Origin of the sequence: Novosphingobium sp. MD-1 (genome assembly GCF_001014975.1) — a bacterium.
GTDB lineage: Bacteria > Pseudomonadota > Alphaproteobacteria > Sphingomonadales > Sphingomonadaceae > Novosphingobium.
On record NZ_BBXA01000030.1, the window covers coordinates 364,810 to 383,039 of the forward strand.

At 57.7% G+C, this 18,230-nt stretch carries 11 protein-coding genes; 8 read left to right on the forward strand and 3 right to left on the reverse strand.

The window, feature by feature from the left end:
* The first annotated feature begins 43 nt into the window (after positions 1-43).
* On the forward strand, positions 44-2,773 hold the full coding sequence (locus tag NMD1_RS14795; RefSeq protein WP_125955328.1) for a spermidine synthase: 2,730 nt from the start codon (positions 44-46) through the stop codon (positions 2,771-2,773).
* Between the two features lie 79 nt (positions 2,774-2,852).
* Here NMD1_RS14795 and purU read toward each other — a convergent pair whose 3' ends face one another.
* Positions 2,853-3,692: a formyltetrahydrofolate deformylase gene (gene purU, locus NMD1_RS14800; RefSeq protein WP_233497657.1), complete on the reverse strand. Its 840-nt coding sequence runs from the start codon at positions 3,690-3,692 to the stop codon at positions 2,853-2,855.
* 312 nt (positions 3,693-4,004) lie between these two features.
* Here purU and NMD1_RS14805 point away from each other — a divergent pair, with 312 nt between their 5' ends.
* Positions 4,005-4,628 carry a TetR/AcrR family transcriptional regulator gene (locus NMD1_RS14805; RefSeq protein ID WP_054123164.1) on the forward strand — a complete coding sequence of 208 codons (624 nt, stop codon included), beginning with the start codon at positions 4,005-4,007 and terminating at the stop codon, positions 4,626-4,628.
* On the opposite strand, the gene NMD1_RS14810 is transcribed toward NMD1_RS14805, so the two are convergent.
* A complete protein-coding gene (locus tag NMD1_RS14810) occupies positions 4,622-5,911 on the reverse strand; it encodes an aromatic ring-hydroxylating dioxygenase subunit alpha (protein WP_199558137.1) in 1,290 nt (429 codons plus the stop codon). The genes NMD1_RS14805 and NMD1_RS14810 overlap by 7 nt on opposite strands.
* Here NMD1_RS14810 and NMD1_RS14815 point away from each other — a divergent pair.
* A complete protein-coding gene (locus NMD1_RS14815; protein WP_158453970.1) occupies positions 5,901-8,372 on the forward strand; it encodes a TonB-dependent receptor in 2,472 nt (823 codons plus the stop codon). The genes NMD1_RS14810 and NMD1_RS14815 overlap by 11 nt on opposite strands.
* Before the next feature lie 122 nt (positions 8,373-8,494).
* On the forward strand, positions 8,495-9,739 hold the full coding sequence (locus NMD1_RS14820; RefSeq protein ID WP_125955330.1) for a sulfotransferase: 1,245 nt from the start codon (positions 8,495-8,497) through the stop codon (positions 9,737-9,739).
* Positions 9,740-9,747: 8 nt separating this feature from the next.
* On the opposite strand, the gene NMD1_RS14825 is transcribed toward NMD1_RS14820, so the two are convergent.
* The gene (locus NMD1_RS14825; RefSeq protein WP_125955331.1) at positions 9,748-10,338 is read right to left on the reverse strand and encodes a hypothetical protein; all 591 of its coding nucleotides are present in this window, start codon (positions 10,336-10,338) and stop codon (positions 9,748-9,750) included.
* Between the two features lie 375 nt (positions 10,339-10,713).
* Here NMD1_RS14825 and NMD1_RS14830 point away from each other — a divergent pair, with 375 nt between their 5' ends.
* The 4 genes from NMD1_RS14830 to NMD1_RS14845 all read left to right on the forward strand — a co-directional run bounded on the left by NMD1_RS14830 (position 10,714) and on the right by NMD1_RS14845 (position 18,139).
* On the forward strand, positions 10,714-12,855 hold the full coding sequence (locus tag NMD1_RS14830) for a CocE/NonD family hydrolase (protein WP_125955332.1): 2,142 nt from the start codon (positions 10,714-10,716) through the stop codon (positions 12,853-12,855).
* 60 nt (positions 12,856-12,915) lie between these two features.
* Positions 12,916-15,015: a CocE/NonD family hydrolase gene (locus NMD1_RS14835; RefSeq protein WP_125955333.1), complete on the forward strand. Its 2,100-nt coding sequence runs from the start codon at positions 12,916-12,918 to the stop codon at positions 15,013-15,015.
* A gap of 194 nt (positions 15,016-15,209) precedes the next feature.
* Entirely contained in the window at positions 15,210-16,592 is a 1,383-nt protein-coding gene (locus tag NMD1_RS14840) for an alpha/beta fold hydrolase (protein WP_162896104.1), read from the forward strand.
* 188 nt (positions 16,593-16,780) lie between these two features.
* Positions 16,781-18,139 (forward strand): MFS transporter, encoded by a 1,359-nt coding sequence (locus tag NMD1_RS14845; RefSeq protein ID WP_082364758.1) that lies wholly within the window; start codon positions 16,781-16,783, stop codon positions 18,137-18,139.
* Positions 18,140-18,230 lie beyond the last annotated feature (91 nt).

Below are 18,230 nucleotides of genomic sequence, written 5' to 3' on the forward strand. Positions count from 1 at the left end.
ATTTCTGCCCGGCTCTGCCAGTTCATGGCCTGACGGGGCTTGAATGAGCATCGCAAGAAAGAGAGATCCGAAGTACGTCGTCGCCGCTATCTGCATGGCGTTGTCTGGCATGGCAGCGCTGGTTTACCAGGTCGTCTGGACCCACAAGATGGCGGTGGCGATTGGAACGGCACAAAGCGCCGTCGCGATCATGCTGGCCAGCTTTCTCGGCGGTCTTGCGCTGGGTGGTTGGATGGCCGCGCGCTGGCTCAATTCCGGCGTCGATGCAGGCAGACGCTACGCGTTTCTAGAGCTGTTTATTGCGGTCTGGGCCATCGCCGTTCCTCTGCTATTTCCTCTGTTGCAGACGCTGCTGATCGGACTGTTGTCGAGCGGAGCGCATTTGCCGCCTGATGCAGGTTGGGCCCAGTTCTGGGTCTATCTTACGATCGTTGCAGCGGCCTTTGCACCACCGACCATCGCCATGGGAGCCACGCTGCCAATTCTGGTGCGCGCGGTGCGCTGCGGTGTGGACGATGTCGCTGGCCTCTATGCGCTGAATACGTTCGGCGCAGCGGCAGGAGCGATGCTGGCAGGCTTCCTACTGCTACCGTCTTTGGGACTGACTGTGGCCAGCCAGTTGGCCGCAGCGGCCAATATTGTGGCCGCTGTCTTGGCTTGGCGCCACCTGCGCTCCAACGGCCCCGAAAAGAAGCACGATGCGGGAACCGCTGCTTCGCCTGTTCAACGGGTGCTGGTTGCGGCGTTTCTGTCCGGGGTCGCTACTTTCGCACTTGAGGTATTCTGGACAAGGCTGCTGGCAATTCCCTTTGGGGGGACGACTCAAGGCTTTGCGTTCATGCTGGGCCTATGGCTGACGGGACTTGCGCTCGGTGGACTCTATGCTGCGCGGAAGCCGGGAAGTGCAGCCATGGCGCTCACGTTCGGCGCAATCTTGTCCTCGCTGGGCTATCTCGCAATCCTTGTTACGGGAGCTGCTGAGAAATCCGCGGTTCTGGCTCTGTTTCCGGGAGCCATTGCCTTCGGCATGGCCTATCCGCGCTTCGTCGAGGCGGCAGGCGGAGACCCTGCGAAAAGCGCGGCTGTGGTCTATGCCTCAAATACTGCGGGGGCGGTAGCAGGCGCTATGTTGGCTGGCCATTATCTGCTGGAATCGTACGGCTTCGGCGGAACGCTGCTTGTTGCAGTAACGCTACTTTTCTTAGCTGCTGCGGCCGTTTCTCACATATCAAATCAAACTTATGCATTCGCAGCAGGCGCGCTTGCGAGTATCGGCGGGCTCGTAATTGGAGTGCCGGAACCCTACTCGCTGCTCAAGGCCGGTGTCGTAGACAGAGACACATCCGGTGATCTGGTTTCGCTCAATGTGGGGCGCGTTGCAACAGTCGAAGTGCGCGACCGTGATGACGGTGTACTTATTCGAAGCGATGGGCTGCCGGAAGCACTGGTGCCGCGGGCGGGTACGCCACCAGCCCTGAATGATCAACACTGGCTGACTATTCTTCCATCGCTCGCACGACCGCAGGCCAGATCAATGATGGTGATCGGTCTTGGCGGAGGCGTCAGCCTGGAACCGGTCCCTTCGTGGATCAGCACCATAGATGTTGTCGAAATCGAAGAACGTATCATCGATGCCAATCTCAGGATTGCGTCGCAGCGTGCGGTGGATCCGCTATCTGACGCCCGGGTCAAGATCGTCCACAATGATGCACGTAACGCAATGCTGCGCACTGGCAAACGCTACGACATCATTGTGTCACAGCCGTCGCATCCTTGGACGGCGGGTTCCTCGAATCTATACACGCGACAGTTTGTTGCGCTCGCCAAGGCGCGCCTCGCCGATCATGGAGTGTTTGTCCAATGGATGAACGCGTCCTTTGTTGATCCACGGTTACTCCGATCTTTCCTCGCGACGCTTGCATCTGAGTTCCCCAATGTCCGGGTATACGAACCGGTTCCGTTCAACTTGATCGTCATGGCTTCGGATGCTCCCATATTGCCAGAGAGCGGGCTTGCTGTAGTAGGGCCGGCCGATGTCCGGCTGCTCGATCGAGCGGGCATCCTGGATGCGGACGATTTCGCCTGGTCGCTCCTCCTTGATGAGGGAGCAGTGCGACGGGCTATTGCAGGGGCCTTTCCGATCAGCGACGACAGGAATTCAATGGCTTTTGAAACAGGGCCGGGGCGGGGAATCCTGACCCGGACGGGACTCGATGCCTTTACCCAAAGGCCTGCGGGCGTGCGGGCCGGTAGCGACTATTCCCGCCTGCGGCTGGCGCAGGCAGGCCTGCTGCCATTCACGCCGGTGACGGAAAGTGGGCTGGTGGCGCTGGCCAGAGCGAAAGGCGCAGCTGGTGATTATGCGGCGCTGGCGGGGATGGATCGGCAACTTGCGTCCGTGACACCTGTTGAACCGGGGTATGCAGCCGCAAATCAGCTACGCTCGGCCTGGCGCCTTGAACGGATTGCTTCCGTCGATCCCCGGCAGCGTGCAGCCATGGCCCAAGAAACGCTGACTATCGTTGATGCCGCGCTGCGCGTCGAGGCAACCACCGATCTGCTGATCCAGCGCGCGACTCTTGCGCAAGTGATCGGCGATCATGCGATGCTGGTGGAAACTGCGCTCGCCTTTGCCGTTGTAGCGAGCCAGTCGAGGGGTGGAACTCTCGAAGCGCGCCGTTCGGAGGCGTTAAAGGCCGCCCTTGGGAGGCTGGAGTCGTCACCGATCCGCCAGCGCGCCATTGCCGCACTTGACGGCGTTGCGCAAAGATAAGGAAACTGTGACGCGGGGCTTGACAAACGTGGCATTGGACAGCCCGCAACAGGTCGTCAACCTGCTGGGCTCATTCCGTTCAATCAAACACAATCGTTCGGGATCCGTTCAGTATGACACGCTGCTCGACATGCCAGCGGACGGCACGCGAGAGGACTGATGCCTCGACTTCCTGACCAATAAGCGTGAGTTCCTCGGCGGTACGAGAATGACTTACGCGCCGCGTGTCCTGCTCGATGATCGGGCCTTCATCGAGATCGGTTGTAACGTAGTGAGCCGTCGCACCGATGAGCTTCACACCCCGGGCATGGGCCTGGTGATAGGGCTTGGCACCTTTGAAGCTTGGAAGAAAACTGTGATGAATGTTGATGCACCGCCCAGCGAGCAATGCGCAAAGATCTGGTGACAAGATCTGCATGTACCGAGCCAGAACAACCAGATCGATGTGATTCTCTTTTACCAGTTTGAGAAGAGCCCGTTCCTGCTCTGGCTTGGTCTGCGGAGTGACGGGCAGGTGATGATACGGGATGCCGTTCCACTCGGTGAATGAGCGCATGTCCTCGTGGTTCGAAACAACAGCTCGGATCTCCACTGGCAGTTGGCCAGCGCGCCAGCGGTAGAGCAGATCATGCAGGCAATGCCCGAAGCGCGAAACCATCAGCAGGATTCTTGGCTTCCTTGAGGCATCGGTGAAGGTCGCTGTCATATCGAACCGTGATGCAATGGGTGCGAAAGAGGATTCAACCTCAGGCAGCGAGGGTATCGCTGCTGACACCGGCTTGAATACGATCCGCATGAAGAAGTCGTCGGCATCCTGATGCTGGTGCGACTCCACGATTGTGAAGTTGGATTCGGCAAGAAAGCCTGTGACAGCCGCGACGAGTCCTGGCCGATCAGTGCAGCGAATGGTAAGGAACATTTTGTTTGTCATCTGGATTACGAAGCCATTTCCACAGCAGCCTCAGGTCATTCAATGACCATACAGCAGTGTATGGAAATCGCAAGCGTTGAACTCTGCTCCTGCGGAGCCTATTGCCAACGCGCGGGCCAACTGGCGACTCGTAGATCCTGGCGTTGCGCAGATTTGGTGGGATTGAGGTGGTCAAGGTCCCCATTCTTGCCGTTCTGTTATGAGGTGGGGACATCAGGATGCCCCGCTTTATGCGAATTTGGCATGCTGTTGTTTGATCGTTCGTAATTTTGAGCGGGGTACGGACTGGTGGGAGGTGCGGTGAGCAGCGAAGGAAGCGCCGGTACATTGCGTCGGCGGACAAAGCCCCCAACGTCCAGTTCAAACCGGACCTCGTCGCGCTTAAGTCGCGAAGACTGGATCAATGCAGCGAAAACTATGCTGGTTGAAAGCGGTATTGACGGCGTAAAAGTCGATTTGCTTGCAAAGCGCATGAAGGTAACTCGCGGCAGCTTTTACTGGCATTTTGAAGATCGCGACGCGCTGCTCGATGCACTGCTGCATTTGTGGGAAGCAAGTAACACCGAACCAATGCTGGCGGCGATCAAGGCGGCCGGCGCACGCGGCGATCGCGAGGATTTTGATGCGACTGTCGGCCGCTTGTGGATCGACGAAACCGAATTCGACCCGGCATTTGATTCGGCAATCCGTGACTGGGCACGAACCGATCCCGACGTTGCGGAAGCTGTGCACCGCATCGACGACATTAGAGTTGCTGCCTTTGCGGAGATGTTCAAATCTTATGGCTTCACGGGCGACGAAGCGGAGGTCCGCGGTCGCATCATCTATTATCATCAGGTAGGCTACTACACCCTCGGCATCCGCGAAAGCAGCGCCGAGCGCAAGCGCCTTGGAGCGCTCTACGACAAGGTACTGCTCTACTGACTTATGGCTCCAGCCCCCAACCTGTCAGCAAGGTATTTGCGGATGTCGAGGCTGTCGTCTTCCATTGGTGCATACCAGCCATGTTCGAGCGCTCCCATGCTCATACCCTGCTGGACGCGTTCGCAGACTGCCCAATCCTGGCGGTTCGTGATGTCCCAGAAGTCGATCGCGTCGGAACCGTTGAAATTGGGTTGGGAAATCTCCTCCGGATTGAAGAGAAAGCGGCATTCGACAATCGTCTTTTCGGCTGAGATAGGCCAGAGGATGAAGGCGGCACCGTGTTCTGCGCTCATTGAGAGCATCATGTTCGGATAGACGAGTTCGCCCTTGTGCCGAACCAACTCGAATTCGTCGAGCCCTGCGAACGGCTTGCGGGACGTCGTGCCGGTGAACGTGTAGGTCCAGGCTCCTTCGCGATGGGGTACACCATTTTCCCAGTCGAGTTCGAGACCACCCTTCTTGCGGAATACCGGCACGATTTCGCAAAGTTCCGGATGGACACCGCTGCAGTGATAACATTCATTGTAGTTTTCGGCGATGACCTTCCAGTTCGCGGCGACCTCATATTTGATGGTATGCGCGGTCTGTAGTCGGTCCAGCGGGTAATTTGCGAGCCGTTTCGGAGCGAGACCAATATCAGCAACCCCAAGTGCCCTGGGTATCTCTTCCCCAAGCTCTGGGCGCAGTTTCAAGAAGATGAACCCGCCCCAGGTTGCGATACCAACCGGGATCAGGCTGAAATCTTTCACATTGAAATCGTCCGATTTAGTCAGGTGAGGTGCATTGATCAGCGCGCCGTCGAAACCGTAGGTCCATTGGTGATAGGGGCAGCGAATGAAGCCCCGGTCAATTCCCCCGTTGAGGGTAACCCCCCATTTCGAATCATCACCACAAAGTTTTGATCCGCGGTGACGGCAGATATTCTGGTGGGCGCGCAGGCTGCCGTCTTCGAGACGCCCGACAATCACGCTCTCTCCAAGGACCGGCACTACGATAGCGTTGCCGGGTTCTGGTACGTCTTCGCAACGCGCTACACATACCCATTCCCGGCTAAAGAGTGCGCTGCGCTCCCGCTCGAAGAACGCTGGTTCTGTGTAACACCGGAATGGCAAAGACGCATTCATGGCTGAAGATACAAACTGACTCATCATGACCTCTCGCGAATCCGAATGGGCTACTTTCCATATTGCCAATGGGTCTTCAATACAATACAGTTCTGTATGTTTTTGATTCGATGCCGTTAAAATGCTGAGGTCAAAAAGGGAGGGATTGATGAGATTCAAGCGGTCAATTTTGCTGCAGACTGCAAGTCTCGCAGTGATGATGCATCCGCAATCTGCGAGCGCTCAGGAGGCTGACCGCAGCGGCTCATCGCAGGCCGACGAGATTGTGGTCACTGCCACCCGACGGGCAGAGACCGTCCTCGAAATCCCTTACAACATCAGCGCGGTCTCAGGAGATACGCTGGAGAAGGCTAACATCACAGATCTTGCTGGGTTGCGGAATAGCACACCCGGTCTGATTGCGGTTGACTATGGGCCGCGTGCCAACGGCTCGAACAACAACTTCATCATTCGCGGCGTATCGACTGACGCGATTGGCGGGGGGGGAACATCGTTTCCCAAGCTCGGAAGTTCTGCGACATCGACCTATATCGACGACATCCCTGTTTTTGCGAACCTCAAGCTGAGCGACATTGCCCGCGTCGAAGTTTTGCGCGGGCCGCAGGGTACGTTGTTCGGCGCGGGGTCGGTTGGCGGTACAATTCGGTTGATCCGCAATCGCCCCGACATTGGCAAGTTCGATTATGAAGCGAATCTCGCCGCATCAACGACGCGACATGCTGGCAAAGCTGGCTATGACGCTGATGCCATGCTGAACGTCCCCATCGGTTCCACTTTAGCCCTGCGCGTAAATGGGGGCTACGAGTATCAGGCCGGGATCATCAACGCGACCAATGCCTATGTTTATGACAAAGATATCAGGTTCAATCCGGATGCACAGGTTGTGCTGGCCAATCCGGCAAGCCCCCTGACCAGCCCGGCCGTGACCCGGGCGATCAAGGACATTGACTGGGCGAAAATCTGGTTCGCCCGCGCCGCGTTGCGCTGGCAGCCCACCGATGCCGTGGACATCGAGGCGAGCTATCTTCACCAGAACACCAAGGCAAACGCCTTTCCATTCCGAACGGGCACCTCCGGTTATGAGAACCGGCAACTTATCCCAGTGAGCCCAATTGATACGGATACCGATCTTGCTTCGCTTACCGGGACAGTCGATTTCGGTTTTGCGACGCTGACGTCCGCGACGTCCTATTCCCGCAGCCGTTCGGATGACCTGTACGATAATTCCCAGATCGCCAGCGCATTCATCCAGTATTATGGAAACTATCCGCGCGCCTCGACCGCGAACTACGACATCGTCAAGGACAGATCATTCGTACAGGAGTTACGCCTGGTTTCGAAAGATAGTGACACGTTCGAATATGTGATTGGGGGATATTACCAGAACCGTAAACAGAGCACTTTCGCTTTCTCGACCGTGCCAGGACTTGCTGCCTATTCGACATTGCCGGGAAGCGGCGTTTTCCTTGATACCTATGCCAATGACGTGGTCCTCTACTTCGGAGGGGTTCGGCCTGGCACGCTCAATCCGCCCGACACATCCTTCACCTTCGATCGTCAGGTGCGTTTTGAGGAGCTGGCGGGTTTCGGGGAATTTACCTGGCATGCGACCCCAGCCTTGTCGTTCACTGGAGGAGCGCGAATCTTCAATCAGAAGTTCCGCCAGAGTACAGTGCAGACATTTCCGACCCTGGGGTTTTTTGGCGGTGATGGCGCGTCAAGCGATCCAGCCTATCTCGCGAATGGCACGTCGCAAGGTTCCGGCTCGCGTTCGGAAACTAAGGCCATTTTCAAAGGGAACGCATCGTACGAATTCGGCGACCAGCTGGCCTATTTCACCTTTAGCCAAGGCTTCCGCTCGGGCGGCGCCAACGCCTACCCGATCGGACCACGATCCTGTCCGGCTTGCGATCCGGGCACCTTCCTGAACTATGGTCCGGACAGCGCCAACAATTACGAGCTCGGCATCAAGGGCCGGTTGCTGGACCGCGCGATCAGCTACTCACTTGCTGCGTTTCGCATCGACTGGCAAGACATCCAGATTGAAATTGCCTCCAGGGCCGGTACACCAACAATTGTCAATGGCGGCCGGGCCAGATCGCAAGGGATCGAGTTTGAGGCTCAGGTGCGTCCGACCTCAATGGTCACAGCATCAATTTCCTACGCCTATACCGATGCCAAGACGACCGAAGTTATTGGTCCGATTGCCTTCGGCGGGCGCAACTTTATCGCACCTTCTGGTACCCGGCTGCCCGGTTCGGCGCGGCACCAGGTGGGTGCCGCCATAGATATTTCGGTTCCGCTGGGTAGCAACAAGGATCGGACCATCGACTTCCATGCCGATGTGAACTGGCGGAGCGATGTACTGTCTAGCCTCGATCCAAATTCTCCGGGATTTGCTAGGCTCGATGGGTTCGCCATGACGAACATGTCGGTCGCCTATGACTGGAGTTCGGCGCTGCGTATGCAGATCTTTGTGACGAACGTGTTTGACGTCGATGGCATTTCAGCGAAAACTGCCGGAAATAACCTTGCGCCGCCGAACATCAGAGCCTTGTACCGTGGGGACTATATTGCGCGGCCGCGGACAGTGGGAATTCGCCTGACGTTGAGACAGTGAGCAAAACGAGGGCAGCACTTGAGCAGGCGCGCGGCGCTCTTGCCGGGAACAGGCCCGACCTAGCGAGAGCTTGCCTGACGAGATCTTTCGACGAGCTTGTCGCTGATGTTCAGGCTGCGGCGATGGCTGGCGATCTCGCGTCCGCTGCGGGCGACTACCGCCTAGCCAACCGCTTTTTCGACAGCGTGCTTACACGCGAGCCGAACCTGGTCGGCGTGCGTTTCAATCGCGCGGCGACGGCTCGCTTTCTTGGTGAGCTGGAATCTGCCGAAAAGGACTATGATGCCGTCATAGCTGTGGACCCTGCAGATAGCGAAGCGTGGTTGAATCGTAGTCATCTCAGGCGCCAAACAAGCGTTCGCAATCACATTGCACAGATCGAGACAGCACTGGGCGGTGATCACCCGGCTTGGCAGCATCGCATGCGGCTACTTTATGCGCTTGCAAAAGAGCGGGAAGACCTTGGTCATGTCGCCCAGGCCTTTGCTGCCCTGGACGCAGCCACCAAGTTGCGGCGATGCCATCTGGATTATGACATTGACGATGATCTCGCGGCGCTAGCGGCAATTCGCAGCACCTTTACTAGTTCTACCTTGGCGTCGATGGGCGAGGGATTTTCCGGTGCTGCGCCGATCTTTGTCCTTGGCCTGCCGCGCTCGGGGACGACCCTGGTGGAGCGCATTCTTGAAGCTCATCCCGACGTCGTATCTGGTGGAGAGATGTCGGCCTTCGCGCGCGCGCTGGAGCATTGCGCAAAAGCGAGTGGATTCCGGGGGGGCGGCAAACATGCCTTGATCCCGTTCAGCAAGACGCTGGATCCAGTCATGTTGGGTGAGTTCTATCACGCGCTCGCATCGGCAGGCCGGGACCCGTCACTGCATATTATCGACAAACTGCCGCTCAATTATCTCTATATTGGGCTCATCGCCAAAGCTTTGCCACGTGCGCGCATCGTACATGTCCACAAGCCGCCACTTGCGGTGGGCTGGGGCATGTTCAAGACGCTGTTCGTACAAGGCTATCCTTTTTCCTATGATCAGGTTGAGCTTGGACGCTACATCGCGGCATTCCATAGGCTGATGGACCACTGGAGCCGCGAACTGCCCGGCAGGATTCACCATGTTTTTTATGACGATTTGGTGCGCGATCCGACAACCGGCATCCGCGAACTCGTGGCTGCCTGCGGCCTCGACTGGAATGAAGATTGCCTGTCACCACACAAGGGGTCAACTGCGAACACCTCGCACAGCGCGGCCCAGATCAGGGAGCCCATTCATACGAGAGGGTTGAGCGGATGGCGCGATTTTGCGCCCTATCTGGAGCCGATGCGCAAGGCGATGCTGGCAGAAGGCCTCGTAACAGAATGACGTCCCGTTTAACGGGCGGTGGCGGACGTTGGCTCGCTGTCTTTTGTCAGCTCATGCGGCTTTGATCGAGCGGGAATCGGCTTGATTACAACGTTGGAGAAATGGGCGATCGAACCTGGTCCGACCCACAGACCAACTCGCCCCGAACGCTCGCCAAGTTTGAGATTGCTGACGATCAGGTTAGGTTGCTTGGCACCGTTAACGAACAGGCTGGCGCGCGCACCTTCGACCACGATTTTCATGCGAGTCCATCGCCCCGGTTCGAGATCCACATAGGACTCGAACTGCCCCGGATCTTCAGTCCTCAATCTGTGCCAAGGATAGTCTGGATGGGAGATGTACTGGATGGCGCGATTCCGTCGCACCTGATCTTCGGCGCGGCCGTTGGTCGGCCTCAAGTAGATGGCTTCGAAACTGCTCCGATCTTCGGCGATGTGGAAGGCAATACCAACAAAACCTCTCGCGGTGGTTTCCGCGGATACGGGCATGCCTGCTACATCCGCCTCAATTACAAAATCTCTGATCGGCGGATAGGGAAGCACCGCGAAGGTCGCGTCGATATCAGCTGCTTCCGCTTCAGGAGAAACGATGAGTCTCAAGGCCCTGCGGTCCCGATACTCAGTATTCTCAGCACCGACGTTTTGCAACGTTAGGCGCCTGGCGTCTGAAACTGCCGTGGTTCCGCCCGACGCAGCGCCAGCAACTGAGACAGCAACCGCCCCGGCGATCAGGCAGGAGACCCGTCGAAAACTTCTGTGCACTCAACAAACTCCTTCGGATGCGGTGAGTACTTGCGGGGCGTGGCTTGGTCGTTGCACCGAGTCTTTGAGATTTGACGCCAGTGGGAGGCTGTGGATCGGCGCCCCGGAGATATTGACGAAACCCGAATTCATCGCGCTTGGCATTACAATACAGAACTGTATGGTAGTGTCAAGGCTGGATGATTCGGCCACTCACCGAGTGGAGGACGGAGAATGGCGGGAGAAATTGCTGTCTGGGCAAGTGACGGCGATCAGAAGCTACAGAAGCGCGAGATCGAACCGGGCGGCCTGGTTTCGCGCAGTTCTCGTACAATGAGTCGTCTAAGTCTGGGTTTCGCGGCAGCGTTTGCGATCCTTACCACGTCCTACGCCAGTGCCAAAGATGCCCCGCAAGCTAGCTTCTTGCGACAAAAGATTGCGATGAAGGATGGAGTGCAACTGGAAATCTGCCTTGCCAAACCTTCCAAGGCGCCTCCGAAAGAGAGATTCCCAGTTCTTCTCACGGTCGATGGATATGCTAGTCCTTGTGGAAGCCACGGACGCCCGTGGTATGCCGACTACGTCAAGGCAGGCTATGTCGTAGCCTATCTCAATCTTCGTGGAACGGGAGCCAGTGAAGGGAAGCTGGCAGACCGGGAATACTCCCAAACCGAGCTTGATGATACGGCTGAGGCCGTGGACTGGCTGTCAAGTCAGCCTTGGTCAACCGGCCGCATAGGCATGTTTGGGACCTCGTGGAGTGGCTTCACCGCCATGCTGGTGGGTGGCAGGAAACCGGCTGCGCTCAAAGCCATCGTCACATTCATGGCGACCGAAGACATTTACTCCGAAGATGTTCGCTATCCTTCGGGTATCCTCCATATGGACGACTATACAGTCGCCGCCGACAGCATGCTGTTTGTGACACCGCCGGATCAGGATCCGTTCGATGAGGAGATCCTGCGAAACCGGTTCGACCAGCAGCCGATGAGTCTTACATTTCTGCGGCAGCAGCGGGACGGTGAGTTCTGGCACCGCGGCTTGCGCCGTGATCTTAATCCCTCTGCAGGTGATGTGCCGACTATGATGGTCGGAGCGTGGCATGATCCGTATCGAAACGCGGCCATTCGCGCTTTGGAAAACTCGCGTGGGCCTGTGCGGGCGGTGATCGGCCCCTGGAATCACAGCTCGGATTATCCCGGGCCGACCGCCGATCTTGGGCGAGTAACACTCGATTGGTGGGATTACTTCCTGAAAGGCAAGCAGAACGGCGTGCTTGAAAAGCCGCAAGTGAGTGTCTTCATGCGGCTCCCCTACCGCCCGATCATTTCGCGCTCGCAAATCCCTGGCGAGTGGCGCTCGATTGCGCGCTGGAACAATGCGCCCATCCGGCCGCAGATCTTCTCTTTGACCGAGAGCCACGCCCTAGCGCCCATTGCGGGGCCGGCTTCGGATCACCGATTGCGCATGATTGCCAGTACGGGGGTCGGCGCAGGACTGGGCTGGATCGATGTGTCTCCGGATCAGCGCGAGGGCGACGCGACAGCGCTCATCTATGAAAGCTCGCCGCTGACGAGTGAATTGCAGATTCTTGGCTCTCCGGTCGCGTCGCTGCTGTCCTCAGTCGATGTCGATCATGCGAACTGGTTCGTGAAGCTATCCGACGTAGCCCCTGACGGGACCACAACGCTGGTCACGGGCGGGGCGTTGAACGGCGCACAACGCCAATCATCTGTCGAGCCGGAGCCACTCGTGCCCGGAACCCGGTATCCCTTGGAAGTGAAACTTCACGCCACCTCATGGATCTTCCAACCTGGCCACCGCATGCGCATTTCGGTTTCCAATGCCCTGTTCCCGTCCTATTGGCCGTCGGCGAAGCCGCTGGTGATGACGCTCGGCGTGGGGGAGGGCGGCTCGACGCTCGCGCTGCCGGTCATTCCGCCGCAAGCGCCCGAAGCTGCCGAAAAGGCGGCGGCCGACATGGGTAGCCGCAATCTGACAGTGACTGAAGCGGAAGCAGCAGGCAGCGGCCATGCTGAAACGACCTGGAACGGCCCGGTCAGAAGTCAAATCCTGCGCGACGATCTGAAGCGGACGACGACCGTCAAACGCGGTTATCAGTGGGCCAGCCCTGACGGGGAGGACGTATCAGTCGAATTTTCCGTTGCCGATGATGATCCCGCGAAAGCCAGCTTTGTTGGCCGATCGTTCATGAAAAGCAAATGGCGAGAGCATGATGTCGAATGGCGCGGCACGACGGAGCTCAAGAGCGATGCCGGGGCCTTCCATTATAGGCATGTCCGGCAGCTATTGAGGGACGGCAAGGTCGTTCGTGAACGCGAATGGAATGAGCGCATCCCGCGCGACCTTCAATAGGGCGACCGATTGAGTCCTCGGGCGGAGCGCGAGGCCAGTGTCTGTGACGAGGAGAAGAGCATGCAAGGGTCGAGGCGGGAGTTCATTGCTGGCGCGGGCGCGCTTTCGGCGATTGGCGGTTGGTATCGGCCGGCTTGGGCCAAGACGGACGTTTGGTTACCGCCAGCAAACCGGAAGCTGAAAGTTGTTGAGCACAGCTTGATTGAGATGCCTGACGGCGTGAAGCTGGCAGCGCGAATTTTCCTGCCCGAAGATGCTGATGCCCGCCCGGTAGGAGCGATCCTCGAGTATATTGGTTACGGCAAACGTAGAAATTATCGGCGTGTCGACGACCGAACCGCATCGTGGTTGGTCCCACGTGGTTTCGCCCTAGTGAGGGTCGATGTGCGCGGCACTGGTGAGTCAGGCGGCATAATTGTCAACGAGTATGACTTGCCCGAACAAGCTGACGTTACACCCTTGATAAAGTGGATAGCACGCCAGCCCTGGTGCAATGGCAATGTCGGGATGAGGGGCATTTCATACGGTGCGATCACGGCCTACCAGGCGGCAGGCAAAGATATTCCCGAGCTCAAGGCAATCATCGCCGCAATGGGCACGGAAAACGGCTATACAGACGATGTCCATACACTGGGCGGATGCGTCATCAACGAAAAAGTGGTTTGGGGCACAATCTGGAAACAGGTCATGACGGTGCCGCCCGATCCGGAGCTCGTGGGCGAAGTCTGGCAGTCAATGTGGCTTGAGCGATTGCAGGCACAGCTTCCTCTGGTTTCTGAATGGATGCGCCACCAGCTGGTTGATCAGTACTGGAGAAATAGAATTCTTTCGAATTACTCAAAGGTCAAATGCGCTGTCTATGCAATCGGCGGACTTGAGGATTCCTACATTGATACCGTGCCTCGAATATTGGAGAGGCTTGACTGCCCACGGAAGGGCATAATCGGCCCATGGGGTCATGACTGGCCGCAGGAGGGCGATCCGGGACCGCGGCTCGATTGGGCGGTTGAGGAAGCGCGCTGGTGGGACCATTGGCTGAATGGTCATGACACAGGCTTGATGAAAGAGCCGATGTTGCGGTCGTTCGTGGCCGAAGCAACGGTGGCACAATGCTATCCCCAAGACGTTCCGGGCCGTTGGGTAGCGGATGATGCCTGGCCGTCTGCCCAGATCAGCAAGACCTCTTACCGATTGGGACAGGGCGGAATACTAAGCCGCAAGCGCTCGCCCAAGGGGAAAGTCGAGATTCCCGCTAATGTCCTTGTAGGTACGGCTATACCAGTCCTGTCTCCGATCGACATGACATCCCAGGCACCTGTCGAGCAATCATTTGACGACGACTTTTCGATTCTATTCGAAACAGCGCCGCTCACACAAGGCATTGATATTGTTGGGCAGCCAAGACTGAAACTTCATTTCGTCGCTGACAAGCCCATTGCCAAGATCGCAGTACGACTTAACGAAGTTACGCCAGACGGACGATCTTGGCTGTTGACGTACGGCGTCCGCAATCTCGCGCACAACTCTGATCATACAGCCTATGTCCCTATTGCACCAGGAACCGAACAGACCCACGAGGTGCTTTTGAAGCATACTTCCCGGCGTATAAGAAAAGGCTCCCGGCTTCGCCTGTCGATATCCCAAAACCTGTGGCCAATTGTTTGGCCCGCGCCCGAAGATGTTGCGCTGCACTTGGTTACTGGCGTGACCCATCTGGAGTTGCCCCTACGCATTGGCAGGACAACCGAACCAGATATGCCGATCAAGACATTGCCCAATCCTGCACGATCTCCTGCACAGGAAATGAAGCCGACGAGCAGGCTGGCAAGAATTGAGGGAGCAGCCGGGAAGCGCAAAGGGGTTATGGAAGTTGCCTTGCCAATGGAGCTCCAAAATCTGGAGCCGATAAAAATGCAATTGGGTTCAGGGCTTTCGTTAGATGCCACGATCACGGAGGGAGATGTCAATTCCTACCGCATTGCATTTACCTCCGAGAATGCTTCGTCGCGCGATGGATGGAAAACGGAAGCACGCGTCAAAACCACGATGACCAGCACCCCCAGCGAATTTATCGTCGAGGAAAGCATCGAGGCCAAGCTGAACGATAAGGCTCTGTTTGCGAGGCAATGGTCCAATCGTATCCCGCGTAACGGAAACTGACTGGATTCAATATTTTCATCGAAATCGGTGGGTTGTGAAGGGCACCTTTTTGGTGAAACCGTTATGACAATTTGACAAATAATAGGGAGCTTAGATCGATGCCCAAGGGAAATTTTCTGCGCTGGAACTCTTGGTTTTTCGGAGGTGCGACGCTCGCACTAACCGGAATCGCCCAGGTTGGTAGGGCGGAGACCATGACTATTCCCCAGCGTGCTGTGGCACCCGCTCCCTGCCCGATCGAGGTTGCACCGGCGCTTGGCGGGCGCGTCCAGTGTGGCAAGATCGAGGTTCCCGAGGACCGGGAAAGGGCCAATGGCCGAACGGTGACTGTCCACTTCGCCATCGTCCAGCCTGAACAGCTGGCTGCGGGCCGCGCTCCGATCCTGTTCGTCATGGGGGGCAATGGCGCGGGCCTCAAGAACCTGCAAAGGCAACCGGGCTTGGCTCAAATCCTGTCACGCAAGGATGCGGTGATCTATGTCGATCATCGCGGATCGACACCGTGGGGGAAGCCTGACATGTCGTGCCCGGAATTCCCGGAAGGCCTGGAGGCAGCCGATCCCAAGGTTGATCCGGCTAAGGTCGAGACTTGCCGCAAAAGCCTTACCGAGCGGATGGACCTCAATGCCTATGGTGCTTACGAGGCCGCGCAGGATCTGCGGGACGTGCGGCTTGCACTCGGCATTGATCGCTGGAACGTCTATGGCGTCTCTTATGGCACCACGATTGCGCAGCGCCTCAATGTAATTGATGGCAAGGCGATCGGAGCCGTCGTGCTCGACGGCATGTCGGGCATGGAGTCCAATGCCTTCGGCAAGGCCTTCGTGGTCCAGCCGCTTGTCGAGCTGATCGACGAATGCTCGGCCGCGCCGGAGTGCGCCGCAGCATTCCCCCGGTTCGAAGCCAATCTGGGCAAGGCAGCCTCCAGTCTTGAACGCCGCCCCCGCGTGATCGAGGGCCGCAAGGTCTCCAACGTGGAATTCCTCGATCAGGTCAGGCTGGCGCTGGCCCATCCGGACCTGCGGGGCAAGATTCCGCTGGCGGTAGAGCGCGCTGCCAAGGGCGACCTGCTCGCCTGGCAGGGCCTCGCCAACCCGGAAGCCAATAGCGGTGGGAAGGATCCGGCCTTCACCTGGCCGAGTTCGGTCTGCCGCGACGAGTTTCCCCGCATGGATCGCCCTGGCACTGGCGCCTTCCCGACCCGTAAACTGGCGCCAGCAGTGGTTTCGGGCGCGAGGATGACGGCGTTCGAAAGCTATGATTGGGCCAGGTTCTGCCCCAGAATGGGCTTCAGTATGAGCGATCCTGCTACGATTGCCGTGGCCCGGTCCGATACGCCAGCTCTGTTTCTTGCTGGTCAACTGGACCTCGTTACTCCACGGTTCCAGAGCGAGGAGACCGCAGGCAACTTCACCACTGCCCGGATCGTCGAGTTTCCGCTGACCTTTCACTTCGTTCTGCTGAACCATTCCGAATGCGCAGGTCGTATGATCGTCAAGTTCTTCGAGAATCCGGTTGATCCGCTGGATCGGGCATGTGTCGATGAGCTGCCCGAAACCAGATGGGTTCTAAAGTAGGTCTATGCAGAGACGGTGCAGGCGGCCCATGGTATACTACGACCTATGGGGGCAGGCACTATGAGCCAAAAATCCTACGATTATCGGCAGAAAATCAATGCGCGGATTGCGCAGGCCTGCATATTGGTATACCAGAATTGAGGTCTTGCAGCTTTTGCGATCGACGATGGCAAGCCGGGAGAGATTGAATGGCTTCCAATAAGGACGAACGTCCAATGATAGCCGTCTCCGACGTGCTAGACAATGCGCCGTTCTCCGCCTTCCATTTCGGACTCATCCTGCTGTGCACGTTAGTGGCCATTGTTGACGGGTTCGATACGACAGCACTTGGCGTGATCGCACCGACGGTCGCACGGGACTGGGGCCTGAGCCTGCCGACGTTCGCGCCCGCTCTGGCGGCTTCGCTCGTCGGCATGGCCCTTGGAGGGGCGATAGGGGGTATGCTCGGTGATCGGTTTGGTCGCCGACCAGTCATGATCATAATGTTCGTAATCGTCACCCTGGCAACGCTCGCTTCGGCCTTCGCCAAGAATATTCAGCAGTTGGAGGCACTGCGGCTGCTGACTGGCCTCGGTATCGGCGGCACCATCCCGCTGGGCGCTGCTCTGGTTGCCGAATACATGCCAAAAAGGCATCGCAGCTTCCTGTTGGTCGTGATGTTCAGCGGACACGCTCTGGGCGGCACATTGGCGGGTCTCCTGGCGCCATTCCTGATTAACAACTTCGGATGGCGAAGTGTCTTTTTCGCAGGAGGCATCGCGCCGGCAATCCTGGTTTTCGCTCTCCTCGCGCTCCTTCCAGAGTCCGCCCGCTACCTCACAGCGCAGGGCACGACTGCCGCCAGAGCACGTGCGATCGGACTACTCACGAAGGCTAATGCGACAGCGCGCGTGACCGCAGGCGCGCAGCTTACGACAGGTGAACAGGCAGTGGCTCGGGGGAGCGTCGCCGATCTGTTCAAGGCCAATCGGGGATCGCAGACTGTCTTTCTCTGGATCACGTTCTTTGCGACGCAGTTCGTCCTGTTCGCCCTTGCAAGTTGGCTCACCAGTCTGCTTACACAGGCCGGACATAGCCAGGATACGGGGGCCTATGCCCAGATGCTGCACAACCTCGGTGGTGTCTTCGGCAGCCTTGCGTTCGGCCTGCTGAGTGATCGCCTGAGTGCCCGCCCGGTTCTGATTGCCGTGAATTTCGGATCAATCGTCTTCATTGCTGGTCTTGGCATGTTTGCAGCATCGGACTTCGCTCTACTGATGGCTCTCGTTTCTGGTGTTTTCGTACTTGCTGCACAACTGTGTTTGAACGCCTACACGACCGGACTTTATCCCACTCCATTGCGTGCAACCGGAGTGGGCTGGGCTCTCAGTTTCGGTCGGCTCGGATCTATTTTAAGTCCGTTGGTGACAGGTGCTCTGATGGCTCGAGACTGGACGCCAAGCAGCCTCTTCTTCGCAATTGCTGCTGTGCCCTTGATAAGCATTGCCGCACTCACCTTCGTCAGAGGCGAACGCCACGAAACAAGCGACGTTATTGCAGGGCATTAGCGGTAAGTGACAGGAATACATAACAGCGAGCGCGATGGTGATCATCGCCGCCGCCAATCTGGTTTCGACTTCTCAAGTTTCAGGAGTACAA